This window comes from Mucilaginibacter mali (genome assembly GCF_013283875.1).
In the GTDB taxonomy this organism is placed as follows: domain Bacteria; phylum Bacteroidota; class Bacteroidia; order Sphingobacteriales; family Sphingobacteriaceae; genus Mucilaginibacter; species Mucilaginibacter mali.
The window spans coordinates 1,888,649-1,904,438 of sequence record NZ_CP054139.1 but is presented as its reverse complement, the minus strand read 5'-3'; the positions used below and the strand labels follow the sequence as shown (position 1 = coordinate 1,904,438).

The window sequence follows — 15,790 nt, the reverse complement described above, 5'->3', positions numbered from 1 at the left end:
CTTATTTCAGTATGGTTTCAATATGGGCCAATTCTTCGGCCGAAAACTCGATATTATCCAGGCATTTCAGTGAATCAGCCAGTTGTGCCGGGCGACTGGCGCCGATCAGTACCGAGGTTACCCGCTCATCCTTCAGCAACCAGGCCAATGCCATTTGGGCTAAAGTTTGACCCCGCTTTTGGGCCAGCTCGTTCAGTTTTTTTATCTGGCCGAGTTTATGGTCGGTCAGCATTTCCTTTTTCAGGAAGCCGGTTGGTCTTGCCGCGCGCGAATCTTCGGGGATACCATGCAGGTATTTATCGGTCAGCATACCTTGCGCCAGTGGCGAGAACGGGATACAGCCTACACCCTCCTGCCCCAAAACATCCAGCAGGCCGCCTTCAACCCAACGTTCAAACATCGAATATTTAGGTTGATGAATTAAACATGGTGTGCCCAGTTCTTTCAGTATGGCGATAGCATGCGCTGCTTTATCTGCCGGATAATTCGAAATACCCGCATACAACGCTTTACCCTGGCGCACGATCAGGTCTAATGCCGACATGGTTTCTTCAAGCGGGGTATCCGGATCAGGGCGGTGATGGTAGAAGATATCCACATAATCCAGCTTCATACGTTTCAGGCTTTGATCTAAGCTGGATACCAGGTATTTTTTCGATCCCCAATCGCCGTAAGGGCCATCCCACATGGTATAGCCGGCTTTGCTGCTGATGATGAGTTCGTCGCGGTAGTTTTTAAAATCTTCGGACAAGATCTTACCGAAATTGGTCTCGGCCGATCCCGGCGGCGGTCCGTAATTGTTGGCCAGGTCAAAATGGGTTATCCCGCTATCGAAAGCCAGGTGCAGGATGCTGCGGAAATTCTCTTCCACATCTACCCCACCGAAGTTGTGCCAAAGGCCCAGTGAAATAGCCGGTAATTTAATGCCGCTGCGGCCGCAACGGCGATATTGCATTGTTGTGTATCGTTTATCCGATGGTAGATAGGTCATTTTGTTTATGGTTGTGTTTTACCGTTTAAAAATAGGTTTTTAATTTTATTTGACTGTATGGCTAAGTATTCAAATTTTAAATGGGCAACATCTGGGTTGATACGCGCATTTGCTCCTGTATACGGGTAGACTCACCCGCCCGTTGCTTCGCCGGGCACCCTCTCTCCGCTCTGCGGAAAGAGGGAAAATGCAATGCCGGATATCCAATTCCCTCTTTTGCCAAAGGCAAGAGAGGGTGGTCCAGCGAAGCGAAGACCTGGTGAGTCAAATCGCAGGCATAGTCGCAGGCACAAGGGCTTCTAATTTATAATCACCCCCAAGTGTTCCTTTTAATTAATTAAAAGCAATATCCCTGTTTTTAGTTATTTTAGTACCAATGCATCACCTGGTTATACAATACACCTGCCTGCTCGCTGTCATTCTTTTTGTAGAGATGCTGGCGCAAAAAATAAAAGTAGCCTACCCCATTTTACTGGTGCTTACCGGTTTGGTATTAGGCTTTGTACCTGCCCTGCGCGGCACAGAGATCCAACCCGATCTTATCTTTGTCATCTTCCTGCCCCCGCTGATGTATGAAGCCGCCTGGAACACCTCATGGAAGGATTTTTGGAAATGGCGCCGGGTGATCACCAGCTTCGCGTTCCCAATCGTCATCATCACCTCCTGCGTTATCGCTTTTGTATCAAACAGCCTTATCCCCGGTTTTACCCTGGCGGCGGGATTTTTACTTGGCGGGATCATCTCCCCTCCCGACGCGGTTTCGGCCAGTGCTATTCTTAAAAATGTAAAGGTCCCGAAACGGCTGGCAACAATTTTAGAGGGCGAAAGCCTGCTGAACGACGCGGCGAGTTTAATTGTGTTCCGCTTCGCGCTGGCAGCCATCCTTACGGGCAAGTTTGTATTTGCGCAGGCCGCGGGCAATTTTTTTTTGGTAGTAGTAATGGGTGTAGCTACCGGGCTTGTTGTGGCCCTGATATTTTACGCCCTGCACCGCTGGTTGCCAACCACCAGCAATATGGATATCATCCTCACCTTTTTAACGCCTTATGCCATGTATATCGCAGCCGAGCAATTTCACTTTTCGGGTGTGCTGGCCGTGGTGAGCGGCGGCTTGTTCCTGTCGGCCCGGCGCGATCATTTCCTATCGCACCGCAGCCGCTTGCAGGGGGTTAATGTTTGGGAAACCGTAGCCTTTGTACTAAACGGTTTTGTTTTTTTACTGATAGGTTTAGAATTTCCGGTTATCATCAACGCCCTTGGGCCCGACGGCCTGGCGCCGGCTATTAAATACAGCCTCATTATTACCGGTGTGCTAATTGTGGGGCGGCTAATGTGTACTTATGGCGCTTTATACTTCACCATATTCATCAGCCGCTATATCACGGTGGCCGATAACCACCCCCACCCTAAGGTACCCTTGTTGTTCGGCTGGGCGGGGATGCGGGGCGTGGTATCGCTGGCGGCGGCTTTAAGTATCCCGCTGGCTTTAAATAATGGCGTGGCTTTCCCCAACCGTAACCTCATCCTGTTTATTACTTTTACGGTGATTTTGGTTACCCTGGTATTACAGGGGTTAACACTGCCCGCGCTAATTAAATGGGTAAACCTGCCCGACCCGGATTACACCATCCCCTTTGAGCAGCAAAGGCAATTGGTGCGTAAAAAACTCTCCATCCTGGCATTAAAGATCCTCGACGAAGAATATGCAGACCTGGCCAAAAGTAACGAAATGATAAAATCGCTGCGCTTGCGGTACCATGCCGATATGGAGCTGCTGAAGGATTGGGAAAAGGACGATAACGAAAAACGTGCCGAAGAATTTTATCACGACTACCGCGATGTTACCGCCCACCTTGCGCGTGAACAACGCAAATTGCTGAAAACCCTCAACAAAAAGGAAAACATCAGCGATGAACTCATCAAACAGCAATTAGAGCTGCTTGATCTGGAGCATGAGAAAATGCGGTTGCATTTAATGACTGAAGAAGGCTAATGAAAATCTTTATATCCTTATTTTTTGTATTAAGCATATCCTGTAAACTTTTAGGTCAGAGTTTTTACGTGGTTGATGGTAATTCTCAAATAAAAAAGATCACTATAAAAGGTACAACCCTATCGCAGGAAAATTTAACATCGTGTATACCCTTTACAAATACCATAGCAATACACAAAGGTACATTTTATAGTATTTGGGGCACCATTACAAAATCAACAATAGCGAGCGGCAACCAGTTGATTAATTGTACCAATATCTCTGTACCAGCTTATGGTAATGCACTTACGGCTGACGCTAACGGTATATTGTATTTAGTAAACCAAAATCAGCTATATAAAGCAGATCCTGCTAATTCAAGTATTACGCTACTTGGAGAACTACCTTATTTTGTTGGCGGAGATCTTGTGTTTTATAAGGGTGCCCTATACATGGCTGCAGAAGAAGGCATAGTAAAAATAGACCTATCTGACCTCTCAAAAAGTAAACTTGTGATACCAAGCAATGCGCTAATATGGGGATTAACCGCTGTTCCTTACAGCAGCACAGAGAATAAAATATATGCGATGATTGTAAATATCAACAATGGCAATACCAGTATCATCGAACTGGACCTTAATAACAACACCTTTGGCCCAACGGTTGGCACACTTCCATTCTCGGTAAACGACGCAGCAAGCGACGTAGAGGATGATACACTTTTGCCAATAACCATTGATGCGATAGATACATATGCCGATTGTCCTTTTACAGGTAGAGGTTCTATACAGGTAAGATGTGTAAACTCATTAATTGATTATAAATACACATTAAACAATACGATTACCAATACCACAGGAATTTTTACGAATCTTACCCCAGGTACTTACCATTTAACCGTAAGTTCGGACATCGAACAGAAAGATCAGGACATTACAATAACGGCATTTCCCGTAAAAAAACCAAACCTAACTATTACTAAAACTGACCCTCAATGTTTCGCCTCCGGAGAAATAAAAATTGCGGCTGCTAATGATGGTAACTTATATAAGATACGTTATGGCAACGATGTTTTTGATTTTGACCACACCTTTGATAACCTAACTGCAGGCAATTATCATTTTACTATTGTAAACGGTACAGGTTGCACTGTTGATGAGACAGACGTAAACTTAACACAAGCCATGTGTCCCATCACTATAAATGCAAAAGATGTTAGTGAAGAATGTAATAATCCGGGCAGAGGCGTAATCCGGATTACTACAGTAAATTCGCCGGATACCTATACGTATACTTTAAACACTACAATCAATAATACCGGTATTTTTAACAATATTGATCCTGGTAATTATACTATTCATATCGCCTCGTCAGGCGGTGATGCCAAAGATATTGCTATAACTGTGCCTGATTACAATCTTACAAAACCTGTTATTACCTCAACTACTAAAAACCCCGTTTGCGATGCAGCAGGTGAAATAAAATTCAATATCGGCAACGGCTCTGCCGCATTGTATCGCATCAGGGCGGGTGCCGATATTTATCCATTTGATCATGTGTTCTCAAATCTTAACCCAGGTACTTTTCATTTTGATATAATTAATAGTACAGAATGTATTGTAACCACCCAAGAGGTTACCCTTACCCGTGATAAATGCATTATACAATTAAACAGCAGTGTTGTTACCGAGGAATGCAATGCGCCGGGTTATGGCGTGATAAAAATAGATGCGCAGCCGCATACCGCACCTTACACTTATACAATTAATAATAATGAAACCAATGCCACTGGTGTTTTTAATCATTTACAACCAGGCAATTACCACATAAAGGTAACAAGTGATGAAGATGAAAAAGAACTTGACCTGAACGTACCAGATTACAACGCCACCAAACCAGCCATTGGCTATGTGGCTATCAGGCCCGAGTGCGAAGTGACCGGCAACATAAAATTATCACTCCCCAACACAGATACACATAACTATACAATTAGATATGCCGGTAGTATTTATCCTTTTGATCATCAATTTACAGGCCTGTCAGAAGCTATTTATCGTTTCGACGTACTTAAACCTGATGGTTGTTTATTTAACACTATCGATATACCGCTTACACGTAAAAAATGTGATATTGTATTACTATCGGCCGATGTTACTCAGGAATGTAATATAGCATTTAAAGGAAGTATACACGTAAATAGTAACCCACACACCTATACATATACTTATTGGCTAAACAATAGTAATCCTAATAACACAGGGATATTTAACAATGTTGCACCTGGAAGCTACCAGATAAAAGTAACTTCATCTGAAGATGAACAAACTATTTCAGCAATTGTGCCGGATTATAAAGCAACTGAACCTATTATTACTTTTACTACAAAAAAAGCGATATGTGAGTTAAAAGGAGAAGTACAGTTTAATATGCAAATAAACAGCAGTCAGTATAAGATTATCTATAAGAGCAATACGTATACTTTCGACCATATTTTTAATGGGCTCGACGAGGGAGAACAGGTATTTACCGTACTAAAACCAGATGGTTGTCTGCTCGATAATTTTTCTATAAACATTGAAAAAGAGGGATGTGAAATTGTAGCATTTCCGAATACCTTTACCCCTAACAATGATGGAATAAACGATATTTTCCAACCGACACAAAATAGTAAAGCAGATAATTTTAAGCTATACATTTATACCAGGGCGGGCATCCAAGTATTCAGCTCTATTAACTCACATACCGGATGGGACGGATCGATTAACGGGAAGCCTGCGCCTGTTGGCGTATATTATTGGAAAGCGGCATATACCAATAACGAGGGTAAATCGCTGATCAAAAGCGGTTACGTTACGTTAATAAGGTAAATATTATTTCGCTTTTACAAGCCTTGCCACAAACATACTGTCAGCTTTATGCCCATAGCCTTTCAGCACGGTTTGTTCTTCAGCTTTTAATCCCAGTTCGCCGGTAATAAAATTGATCAGCTCCTCGTTCTCGGCTTTAAAAACAGAGCAGGTGATATAGATCAAAGGTTTTCCCGGCTTCAGGTATTTTACCACGTTACGTACAATGTCCTTTTGCAGGCGATTGAAGAAATCGATACGCTGCTTACCAAACTGGCTGATCATCTCCGGCGTGCGGCCCCAGGTGCCTGAGCCACTGCATGGGGCATCAAGAATGATACCATCGAACTCATAATGGTGCAGTTCCAGGTCGATATTTTGGGTAAGGTCTAATACCTTCTTTTGATACTTTAACAAACCGGCATGCTGAAAGCGCTCATCAAGGTTGGCCAATACCGATTCGCGGATATCGGATACCACCAGCTTCAGGTTAGGCTCCAACTCGTGCAGCAGCAGCGATTTACCGCCCGATGCCGCGCAGGCATCCCACCAGGCCTCCCATTTGGTGGGTTTAAAGTATTGCGCTGTTTTTTGCGATGAAGCATCCTGCACCTCAAACCAGTGCTGATTAGGGAAGATATTTTCAAGCCGGGTGCCGTTAGGCATCGATAAGCAATTGCTGCCTTCATCCTTAAACACCACGCCGGCCTTGGTCAATTCGGCTTTTACCGGGGTTTCGAAACCTTTGCGCACACGGATAAACAGATCGGGCTGAACAAAGAACGACTTCAGGAAAGCATCCTTATTAATAGAAGGCGATAGCTGATCCGCCCAGGGGAAAACATCTTCCAGCTTAAAATCAGGATAAGCCGTTTTTACCATTTGCAGTTTACGGTCGATATCAAAATCGATACAAAGCGACCACTCGGGCCTAAAGTGTTGAATGAACGAATTAACCTGCGTATTGCACAAAAACTCGGCGACGACCAGGCGCTCATCGGCAGGTAATTCAGGCAATGCCCGGCCTAAACGGAAGTAATTATAGATCAAGCGACCAGCCACTTTCCTGTCGGTTGAGCCCATTTGCTTGTTCTGGCGATAAAAGCCCGGCAGAAATTTACCCAATGGCGTATCGGCGGGGTATTCATCCAAAATGCGCTGAAAAGTTTTAAGCTGGTTCAGGGCCTTCATTCTACGGGTTTTAGCTCAAAGTTAGCATATTGGTACAACTTAACGTGGGTATTTACAAAACCCTGTCCCGGTACCTCGGTAAAATGAAAGGTATTATGCAATGCTTCGAAGCCCTGGTTGCTTATTACCGCCTTGGCCGGCATCAGCGGACTTTGCTTATTGGCGGCTCCCTGTTTGGCGTAGTTGGCGGCCATCTGCCCAAAGTACATGCCCTCATCAAAAGCTTTAATGGCATATTCGCCGGGTTCACTGCGGTAAGCTTTGCGGAAAGCCTTTAAAAATTTGATGGTACGCGCCGCATGGTAGTTCACTCTATCGCCCGATGTAATAAACGTGTTCAGACGCTGCATCAGGTCGGCTTTTAAATAGGTGGCATCCTCCCAGTTTGGGTGGCCGAACAAAGTAACCGGGTAATGCTGTTTGGCCAATTTATCTAAAGCCTGGGTAGTAACCTGAACAAATTGCTGATCGGTAGCCGGTATCACAAATATATTTTGCTCGGTAGTTGACAACTGCGGCAGCAATGCGCTGAGGTTGCCACGCAAAATGGTCACCTCTACTATCTTCACACGCTTTTTGCTGATGCTATCGATAGCCCTGTCGAAAGGGATGCTATATTTGTTATCATCACTATAGCCCGATTTCAGTACGAATACCTTTTTTGCCTTTAACTTATCGGTAATATAGCGGGCGACCGTCTCGCAATGGTACTTTAGTGGCGGAATCACGGTGACCAAATCCGGGTTCTTATAATCGGCAGGCGAAGCGGGCGACAACGGCGACACCAGCATCTTGTGCATATTTACCGTAGCCTGGGTAAAGCTTTTCACCTCTTCGGGATAAATTGGCCCTATAACAAGCGCGCTGGTACGTACCTTGGTGGTCAATGCCAAATTATGCGATTGCGCGGTAGCATCGCGGGTATCAAAAACCTGCAGCTTAAAGTTTTCTCCTTTTTCGGTCAGTGAATCTAAAGCCAGTTTAAAACCCTGGTAATATTGCAGGGCCAGGTCTGCCTTGCTGAGGCCTGCTTTAGGCGCGCCTTTGCTCAGGTTTAGCTCATCTAAATAAAAAGGCAATAAAAGCGATATCACCGCCGCGGGTGGAGGCTGCGGCGGGGTAATTTTAACTACAACAGGCTTTTTAACAATAGTATCAACCGGTTTGGGCGCGGTAACCACGGGGCGCACCTTGGGCGAACAAGCCGCCAGCAGCATGCCAATGGTTACCGGCAGTAACCATTTATTCCCACTCGATAGTAGCAGGCGGTTTCGAACTGATGTCATATACTACCCTGTTGATCCCTTTTACGTTGTTAATGATCTCGTTGCTGATCTTGGCCAGCAGATCGTAAGGCAGGTGGCACCAGTCGGCGGTCATCCCGTCTAACGATTCTACAGCACGAAGGCAAACTACGTTTTCATATGTGCGTTCATCGCCCATTACGCCTACGCTTTGTACCGGCAGATAGATAGCGCCGGCCTGCCAAACTTTATCATAAACACCGGCCGAGCGTAAATTGTTGATATAAATCGCGTCGGCTTCCTGCAAAATGGCAACTTTTTCAGGGGTGATCTCGCCTAAGATCCTGATAGCCAGACCGGGGCCCGGGAATGGGTGGCGGCCAAGAATATTATCATCTATCTTTAAGGTTTTGCCCACACGGCGCACTTCATCTTTAAATAAAGTGTTTAGCGGTTCAACCACCTTCAGTTTCATAAAATCGGGCAAACCGCCAACGTTATGGTGCGATTTGATGGTAGCCGACGGCCCTTTTACCGATACCGACTCGATCACATCCGGGTAGATGGTGCCCTGGCCCAGCCATTTCACGTCCTGTACCTGGTGCGCTTCATCATCAAACACCTCTATAAATACCCGGCCAATAGCCTTGCGTTTTTTCTCAGGATCGCTCAGGCCCGATAAAGCATCGTAAAAACGCTGTTTGGCATCAACACCTTTTATATTAAGGCCCATGTGCTTGTACGATTCTAAAACCGATTCAAACTCGTCTTTCCTCAGCAAGCCGTTATCAACAAATATACAGTGCAGATTTTTACCGATGGCCTGGTGCAGCAATACCGCCGCTACCGACGAATCGACACCTCCGGATAAACCTAACACCACCTTATCGTCGCCTAATTTTTCTCTCAGGGCGGCAACGGTGGTTTCAACAAACGAGTCCGGTGTCCAATCCTGGGTGCAACCGCAAATATCAACCAAAAAGTTTTGCAGCAATTGCTTGCCGTCTATGCTGTGCGTTACCTCGGGGTGAAACTGGATGCCGTAGGTTTGGGTATCTTTTATTTGATAGGCGGCTACCTTTACCGTTTCGGTACTGGCAATCACCTCGTAATCGTCGGCAATGCGGGAAATGGTATCGGCATGCGACATCCATACCTGCGAGTGCTGCGGGATCTGCTTGAACAGCGGATTACCGGGTTTAATATAATCTAAATTGGCACGGCCGTATTCGCGGGTGCTGGAAGCCATTACCTCGCCGCCGCCAAAATGCGCCATATACTGCGCGCCGTAGCAAACGCCCAGCAGGGGCAGTTTACCGTGGATGGTTTTAAAATCGTAATGCAGTGCATCCTCCTGGCGTACAGAGTACGGGCTGCCCGACAGGATCACGCCTTTTACGCTGTCGTCGATAGCCGGAACATGGTTAAACGGATGGATTTCGCAGTAAATGTTGAGTTCCCTGACACGGCGGGCGATAAGCTGGGTGAACTGTGAGCCGAAGTCAAGAATAAGGATTTTTTCTTGCATGGGCGAAGATAGGCATTTGATTGGAGATGTGGGATATGAGATTTGAGATTTTGATAATTGGCGGGGGTTTGGGCGATTTAACCACAGAGAGCACGGAGGGAGAAACACAGAGGACACAGAGACTTGCGGCCCTAATATTTATCTTGTTATACTTATATATCTGAAAGGCCTCTGTGCCCTCTGTGGTTAAATAACCCAAATTTAACTAAAACAAAATTAATTTTCTCGCATTGTTTATATAACATCTAAAACATGATAAACCATGCTAACCAACCAAAACAACCTGCGCGATGAACGGGATTCGTACAGCGCGCAAAAAAACCAGCAGGCCAGTAACGAGCGCAACATTGCTGGCATGAGCGGCCGGCCTACCGAGGGACAGGGCGTTGGCGGCCACGCTTTCGGCAAAGAGGGCAGCGCCACCCCGATGGGCGATGATAAAGACAATCCTTCGCGCAATGCGGGATACAGTAACCCTTATTTTGCCCGGGTAGCGCCAAGTGAGGAAGATACCGCCAACAATAACTTTAAAGCAGAACACCAGCAGGGCGAACCTGATTACGCCGCGGCACAGGGTAATGTCAGCAATATCCCCGGTCCGCAGGAGGTGCCCGACCAACAAAAGGTGGGCGAAGATGGCAACACACAGGAAACACAGGAGCAGCCCTATCACGAACCTGAGTTAGACGAGCCACAACCCGACCACGGCAGCAGCACTACCGAAACCGGCGGGGATATTGATCATATTGAAACGTAATTTAAAGTTCCCTCCCCTGGGAGGGTAATAGCCCATGATTAGGCAGTTCCCTCCTTGGGGAGGGGTGTGCCGGGCTTGTGTAGTGGTAGGGAGGGGTTTAGTCGATATGCTATACCGTATAAACCCCTCCCTACACCCTCCCCATGGGAGGGAATCGCACAAGCCCTTGTGCGCTTTTCTACTTCAACAACAACACAGGTATCTCCGAATTACTTGCCAGTTGCTGCGATATACTGCTATGCAGCAGCGATTGGAAGAAGCTGTACTTATGCGGCAGCGCGATGACCAGTTGGGCATTATGCCCGCCGGCAAAGTTCAATATCCCTTCAATAACATCGGGTGATGCTACGTAATGGTATTGGGGGCGGTATTGCTTTAACATGCCATGTAGCGCGGTTTCCTGGGCTTTTTGTTCGGCATCGGCGGTGGCGTGTTTACCTTCATTATCTATATTTAACACCATCAGGTTAATCTGTTGATTGCCTAATAGCTTGTGCAATATCTCCATCGGCATATTTTCGGTCACCTGCTTAAAATCGCAGGCAATGACGGCTTTATCTATCAGGCTGTATTGATAACCTGGCGGAACAACAATGATTGGCGCCGGACTGGCCTTTGATACATTGATAACATGGCTGCCAATACCCGGCACGCCGGCGCTGCTATTGCCCTTGCTGCCTAAAAATACCAGGTCAACATTTTCTTCAATCACGGTATCAACCACAGCTCTTAACAGGTGGCTCCGGTTCAGGCGGATGCGGACATTTACGCCCTCGCGGACTTCGGTCTCTAACTTCTTTTTTAACTTATTTAGTTTTTTGATCCGTTTGGCGGCGTCTTCCTCTATCTCCTGCTCACGTAGCATCAGCATATCGGGATTAGGCAGCAGGGTTTCGTAAGGCGAAATATAAAAGGCGTTCATCAGGATGATATCCGAGGTATCGGTTTGGTGGCTGAGTTGGGCGGCAAAGTGGGCAGCGTTTTTAGCAGCGTCGGAAAAATCGACAGGTACAAGGTATGTTTTCATAGCAGTAAATAAAGAATTGTGATACTTTTTGACTTTTTTGGTCTAAAAGTTAAATTACAGATCAAAGTTACTGATGATATAATGCGCTATTGTCAGTAATGTTTCATTTTAATTTTTGTGCGATAAAAGTTATTGCGGGATAAATAATTGTGTTTACATTTGTACTGTAATAATTTTTATTACAGATAACAAAACATGAACGCCCGCTTCCAGATAGCAATACATATTTTAACCCTGCTGAATAAATCGGAGGGAGAACTGCTGTCGTCGGACTATATTGCCGGGAGCCTGAACACCAACCCCGCGCTGGTACGTAAAGAGATCAGCAATTTGCGCAACCATGGCTTTATTGAAAGCAAGGAGGGCAAAGGCGGCGGCTATTCGCTGAGCAAACCCGCTGCTAAAATTACCCTGGCCGATATTTATCAAACCGTAAAAACAGGCGCTGTATTAGGTACATCAAAGAATGAACCTAACCCCGATTGCCCGGTGGGGAAACAGATCAGCGGCGAGATCAATAAATTATATATGGATGTTGACCTAACCATTTTAAGCAAACTGGCCACCATCACCCTCGAAAAATTTGGCGAGGGATTTAATTAAAAAATTTTTAAACAAAACTGTAACATATTTAATTACAATTTAAACAATAATAAAATGAAAATTGCATTGATTGGCGCTACCGGCTTTACAGGTACCGCAGTTTTAAACGAAGCCGTAAGCCGTGGCCACCAGGTAACCGCCATTGCCCGTAACACAGAAAAGATAACTGTTAAAAACGATTTGATTACCCCGGTACAGGCCGATGTGAACGATGTAGCGGCACTGACTGAAATATTAAAAGGCCACGATGCCGTTGCCAGTTCGTTCAATGCCGGTTGGACTAACCCTGATCTGTATGCCGATTTTATAAAAGGTTCGGAAGATATACAGGAAGCCACTAAACAGGCCGGGGTTAAAAGGCTGATAGTAATTGGCGGTGCGGGTAGCTTGTACATTGCCCCTGGTGTACAACTGGTAGACACCCCGCAATTCCCTGCCGAATGGAAAGAAGGCGCCACCGCCGCCCGCGATTACCTGAACATTCTGAAAAAGGAAACTGAACTGAATTGGACGTTTATAAGCCCGGCTATTAACCTGCACCCGGGCGAGCGTACCGGTAAATTCCGTTTAGGTACCGATAACCCGGTGTTTGATGCTGATCAGAAATGTGAGATATCTGTAGAGGATCTGGCGGTTGCGCTGGTGGATGAATTGGAGAAGAACCAGTTTGTGCGGCAGCGGTTTACGCTGGGCTATTAAGTTTAACCATCGATCCGTCATCCTGAGCGCTAGCGAAGGAGCTCAAATAGGCAAGTCGGCAATTTATTACCGCTCTGCTTGCCGGGGATCCTTCGCTATCGCTCCAGGATGACGTTAGTTTTTCAGAAGGAGAGAAAACTACCTCAAATAAACATAAGTGATCCCATCCCCGCCCCTGTCAGCGTGTTCATCTTCCATGCGGCTCACCTGCTCGTATTTGCGCAGGTAATCGCGGATGAGTTTACGCAGGATGCCATCGCCTTTGCCGTGCAGGATCTTCAGGGTGCCGTAGCCCATCATAATGGCGCGGTCTAATACCTTTTCTATGTTATATAAAGCCTCTTCCCCCCTTTGGCCGCGCACGTCAATCTCCGGGCTAAAGTTAGCCACATCGCTGGTTGATGAACTATTGTAGCTGCGCCTCACCTCTTTCGGTATTTCCCTTTTAGATACTTTTTGTACCCGCTTCTTTTTGGCTACAGTCCGCAAATCGCCGATGGCGATCACTACGTTTTCCTTTATAATTTCGATGACCTGCCCCGTCGTTTCCGAATCGACCAGTTTAACCCAATCGCCGGGTTTTATTTCATCATCGGCAGGTGTCGCTTGCTTCGGCGCTTCGGGTTTTATGGTGTTTTTTTGCAGTTCTTTATTCAGGTTCTCGCGCAGGGTGCGGGTTTTCTCCTTATCGGCCTGGCTGCTTTTAATTTCGGATATGGTGTTTTCTACCAGTTTGTTCGCGTCAAGAATGATATTTTTGGCCTGTTGCCTGGCATCGCGGATCAGTGCCTTTTGATTTTCTTCCAGGTAGCTTTTTAGCTGCTCGTTTTCCTTTAGCAGGGTATTTACCTTGCGCTGCTGCTTATCCAGTTGCAGTTTGGTATCGAAGATCTCTTTTTTCTCACGTTCCAGATCAACCAGCAGGGTATCCACCTTTTTCTGACTGGTGCCGATCTTATTCCTGGCCAAATTAAGCACCTGTTGCGGCAGGCCTATCTTTTGGGCTATCTCAAAGGCGTAGCTGCTGCCGGGCTTACCTACTTCCAGCATGTACATGGGTTTCATGTTCACGTTATCAAACAGCATCGAGGCATTTTCCAGCCCCTCGGTATTGCTGGCGAAGATCTTCAGGTTGCTGTAGTGGGTGGTTACCATACCGCGCACCTTTTTATGGTTAAGCGATTCCAACACCGCCTCGGCTATCGGGCCGCCAAATTGCGGATCGGTTCCGGTGCCAAATTCATCAATCAGCACCAGGGTTTTGCCGTTGGCATTCTCTACAAAGTGCTTCATTTTGCTCAGGTGGGCGCTGTAGGTACTCAGGTCGCTTTCTATACTCTGGTCATCACCAATATCAACAAACAATTGCTTGAACACGCCTACCACGCTATTATCCGCAGCGGGGATCAGCAAGCCGGCCTGCACCATCATTTGCAACAAGCCTACGGTTTTCATACAAACCGATTTACCGCCGGCGTTTGGGCCTGATACCACCACTACCCTTGTACCCTCATCTATCTGCACATTTAGCGGCACTACCATTTTATGCTCTTTTTTAAAACTCAGGAACAGCAGCGGATGCCGTGCATTGATCAGTTTAATGCGGGCATCCTGCACCACCTCGGGCATCTCACCTTCGATATCAATAGCGAAGAGTGCCTTGGCCCGCACAAAATCGAGCTTGGTTAATAAGCCGTGGTACGATAAAAGCAGCGGCGTATACGGACGGAGTTCATCCGTCAGGGCGGTCAGGATCTTTACAATTTCGCGGCGGCGCTCAAATTCAAGGTCGCGCACTTTATTATTCAGGGCGAAAACCTCCTCCGGTTCCATGTACACGGTTTGGCCTGATGCGGATTCATCATGGATAAAACCTTTCAGCTTACGTTTATTTTCGGCAAGCAGCGGGATACACAGGCGGCCATCACGCACGGTAAGCGAACCATCTGCCGTCCAGCCGTTGCCGGTAGCGCTTTTAAATACCTGGTCTATTTTGCTGCGGGCCTCTTGTTCGGCTTTGGCAATACCCGATGTAATTTCAGCCAGTTCGCGCGACGCGTTGGGACGGATCTTCCCCTTGGCATCGATCACCATATCTATCTTTTTCAGTATGACCTTTTCAATCGGCAAATGTTCGAACAGAGCTTCGAGATTTGGGTACTGGCCTTCCCGCTCGTTGAAGTAAGCTATCACCGCAAACACCGTAGTTAGCGATGCCTGCACCTGGTAAAACTCCTCCTCGCTCAAAAATGCTCCTTCTATCCTCGCCTTGTTAGCCAGCGATTTAATATCGAAGAAATGGCTGATGGGCAGCGCGGCATTGTTTACCAAAATATTTTTGAACTCGCCGGCCTGGCTCAGGAATTTGCGGATATTATCGTAATTATTCATTACCTGTATCCGGTCAACCATCTGGCGGCCCATATCGCTAAGGCAATGGGCTTTTATCAGTTCCTTAACATCGATGAAGCCTAATTTATCGGCACTATTTTGCGGGTATAGCATTATTGGGCAGGAACGTTAACAGGCGTATTGTTAGGGGCCGATGGTTTGGACGGCTTGATCTTCGCCACCGAATCGGTTTTGGCCTGTAGTATTTTTATCACATTATCACACACTTCATCCAGCTTAATGGGATGTTTAACATACCAGTTGAAACTTTTTTTAAACTGCACCGAATCGGTACGGTATTTTTTAAAGGCGGCCTGGTAGCGGCCCATACTGTATTTATAAATGGTATCTGGTGTCTGCTGTATGTTAAACAGGTCGCCGTCTACCAAATGTAATTCCACCATCAGGCCGGTCATGCGGTCCTCCTGGATGACATTATTTGGCACCGACTCCTCGCTCAGGCACGATGCCAAAACAAGGATGATTAAAAAAAAGAAATATTTATAGTTGCGCATTCTGTAATTTAGCCAACGTTTTTAAT

Annotated in this window: 12 protein-coding genes; 5 read left to right on the top strand and 7 right to left on the bottom strand. The window is 46.3% G+C overall.

The genetic code is table 11. From position 1 onward, the window contains the following. Position 1: 1 nt before the first annotated feature. On the bottom strand, positions 2-991 hold the full coding sequence (mgrA, locus tag HQ865_RS08060; RefSeq protein WP_173414404.1) for an L-glyceraldehyde 3-phosphate reductase: 990 nt from the start codon (positions 989-991) through the stop codon (positions 2-4). Between the two features lie 376 nt (positions 992-1,367). Here mgrA and HQ865_RS08055 point away from each other — a divergent pair, with 376 nt between their 5' ends. Continuing rightward, positions 1,368-2,984 carry a Na+/H+ antiporter gene (locus HQ865_RS08055; RefSeq protein WP_173414403.1) on the top strand — a complete coding sequence of 539 codons (1,617 nt, stop codon included), beginning with the start codon at positions 1,368-1,370 and terminating at the stop codon, positions 2,982-2,984. Next, a complete protein-coding gene (locus HQ865_RS08050) occupies positions 2,984-5,830 on the top strand; it encodes a gliding motility-associated C-terminal domain-containing protein (RefSeq protein WP_173414402.1) in 2,847 nt (948 codons plus the stop codon). The genes HQ865_RS08055 and HQ865_RS08050 overlap by 1 nt, the downstream gene beginning before the upstream one ends. A 3-nt stretch (positions 5,831-5,833) precedes the next feature. On the opposite strand, the gene HQ865_RS08045 is transcribed toward HQ865_RS08050, so the two are convergent. From HQ865_RS08045 to guaA, 3 genes are read right to left on the bottom strand one after another with little or no spacing between them, the layout of a single operon-like run. Next, positions 5,834-7,000, bottom strand: coding sequence for an RsmB/NOP family class I SAM-dependent RNA methyltransferase (locus HQ865_RS08045; protein ID WP_173414401.1), 1,167 nt, complete (start codon positions 6,998-7,000; stop codon positions 5,834-5,836). Beyond that, a complete protein-coding gene (locus HQ865_RS08040; RefSeq protein ID WP_173414400.1) occupies positions 6,997-8,286 on the bottom strand; it encodes an ABC transporter substrate-binding protein in 1,290 nt (429 codons plus the stop codon). The genes HQ865_RS08045 and HQ865_RS08040 overlap by 4 nt, the downstream gene beginning before the upstream one ends. Then, positions 8,243-9,772, bottom strand: a complete 1,530-nt coding sequence (guaA, locus tag HQ865_RS08035; RefSeq protein ID WP_173414399.1) for a glutamine-hydrolyzing GMP synthase — start codon at positions 9,770-9,772, stop codon at positions 8,243-8,245. Before guaA ends, HQ865_RS08040 begins: the two co-directional genes overlap by 44 nt. A gap of 262 nt (positions 9,773-10,034) precedes the next feature. Here guaA and HQ865_RS08030 point away from each other — a divergent pair, with 262 nt between their 5' ends. Then, entirely contained in the window at positions 10,035-10,529 is a 495-nt protein-coding gene (locus tag HQ865_RS08030) for a hypothetical protein (RefSeq protein ID WP_173414398.1), read from the top strand. 178 nt (positions 10,530-10,707) lie between these two features. Here HQ865_RS08030 and HQ865_RS08025 read toward each other — a convergent pair whose 3' ends face one another. Beyond that, the gene (locus HQ865_RS08025) at positions 10,708-11,556 is read right to left on the bottom strand and encodes a universal stress protein (RefSeq protein ID WP_173414397.1); all 849 of its coding nucleotides are present in this window, start codon (positions 11,554-11,556) and stop codon (positions 10,708-10,710) included. 195 nt (positions 11,557-11,751) lie between these two features. Between HQ865_RS08025 and HQ865_RS08020 the strand changes: the two genes are divergently transcribed. Together HQ865_RS08020 and HQ865_RS08015 are read left to right on the top strand one after the other, a co-directional pair. Continuing rightward, positions 11,752-12,159, top strand: coding sequence for an Rrf2 family transcriptional regulator (locus HQ865_RS08020; RefSeq protein WP_173414396.1), 408 nt, complete (start codon positions 11,752-11,754; stop codon positions 12,157-12,159). 54 nt (positions 12,160-12,213) lie between these two features. Further along, positions 12,214-12,858, top strand: coding sequence for an NAD(P)-dependent oxidoreductase (locus HQ865_RS08015; RefSeq protein WP_173414395.1), 645 nt, complete (start codon positions 12,214-12,216; stop codon positions 12,856-12,858). Positions 12,859-12,996: 138 nt separating this feature from the next. Here the strand turns inward: HQ865_RS08015 and HQ865_RS08010 are convergent, their stop codons facing one another. Further along, on the bottom strand, positions 12,997-15,363 hold the full coding sequence (locus HQ865_RS08010) for an endonuclease MutS2 (protein WP_173414394.1): 2,367 nt from the start codon (positions 15,361-15,363) through the stop codon (positions 12,997-12,999). Then, positions 15,363-15,764 carry a DUF4296 domain-containing protein gene (locus tag HQ865_RS08005; protein ID WP_173414393.1) on the bottom strand — a complete coding sequence of 134 codons (402 nt, stop codon included), beginning with the start codon at positions 15,762-15,764 and terminating at the stop codon, positions 15,363-15,365. Before HQ865_RS08005 ends, HQ865_RS08010 begins: the two co-directional genes overlap by 1 nt. Positions 15,765-15,790 lie beyond the last annotated feature (26 nt).

Excerpts from the sequence above, each read along its gene's own strand:
- HQ865_RS08030 (WP_173414398.1), top strand. The coding sequence starts at position 10,035 with ATGCTAACCAACCAAAACAACCTGCGCGATGAACGGGATTCGTACAGC.
- HQ865_RS08050 (WP_173414402.1), top strand. The coding sequence starts at position 2,984 with ATGAAAATCTTTATATCCTTATTTTTTGTATTAAGCATATCCTGTAAA.
- mgrA (WP_173414404.1), bottom strand. The coding sequence starts at position 991 with ATGACCTATCTACCATCGGATAAACGATACACAACAATGCAATATCGC.
- HQ865_RS08025 (WP_173414397.1), bottom strand. The coding sequence starts at position 11,556 with ATGAAAACATACCTTGTACCTGTCGATTTTTCCGACGCTGCTAAAAAC.
- guaA (WP_173414399.1), bottom strand. The coding sequence starts at position 9,772 with ATGCAAGAAAAAATCCTTATTCTTGACTTCGGCTCACAGTTCACCCAG.
- HQ865_RS08020 (WP_173414396.1), top strand. The coding sequence starts at position 11,752 with ATGAACGCCCGCTTCCAGATAGCAATACATATTTTAACCCTGCTGAAT.
- HQ865_RS08055 (WP_173414403.1), top strand. The coding sequence starts at position 1,368 with ATGCATCACCTGGTTATACAATACACCTGCCTGCTCGCTGTCATTCTT.
- HQ865_RS08015 (WP_173414395.1), top strand. The coding sequence starts at position 12,214 with ATGAAAATTGCATTGATTGGCGCTACCGGCTTTACAGGTACCGCAGTT.
- HQ865_RS08010 (WP_173414394.1), bottom strand. The coding sequence starts at position 15,363 with ATGCTATACCCGCAAAATAGTGCCGATAAATTAGGCTTCATCGATGTT.
- HQ865_RS08040 (WP_173414400.1), bottom strand. The coding sequence starts at position 8,286 with ATGACATCAGTTCGAAACCGCCTGCTACTATCGAGTGGGAATAAATGG.
- HQ865_RS08005 (WP_173414393.1), bottom strand. The coding sequence starts at position 15,764 with ATGCGCAACTATAAATATTTCTTTTTTTTAATCATCCTTGTTTTGGCA.
- HQ865_RS08045 (WP_173414401.1), bottom strand. The coding sequence starts at position 7,000 with ATGAAGGCCCTGAACCAGCTTAAAACTTTTCAGCGCATTTTGGATGAA.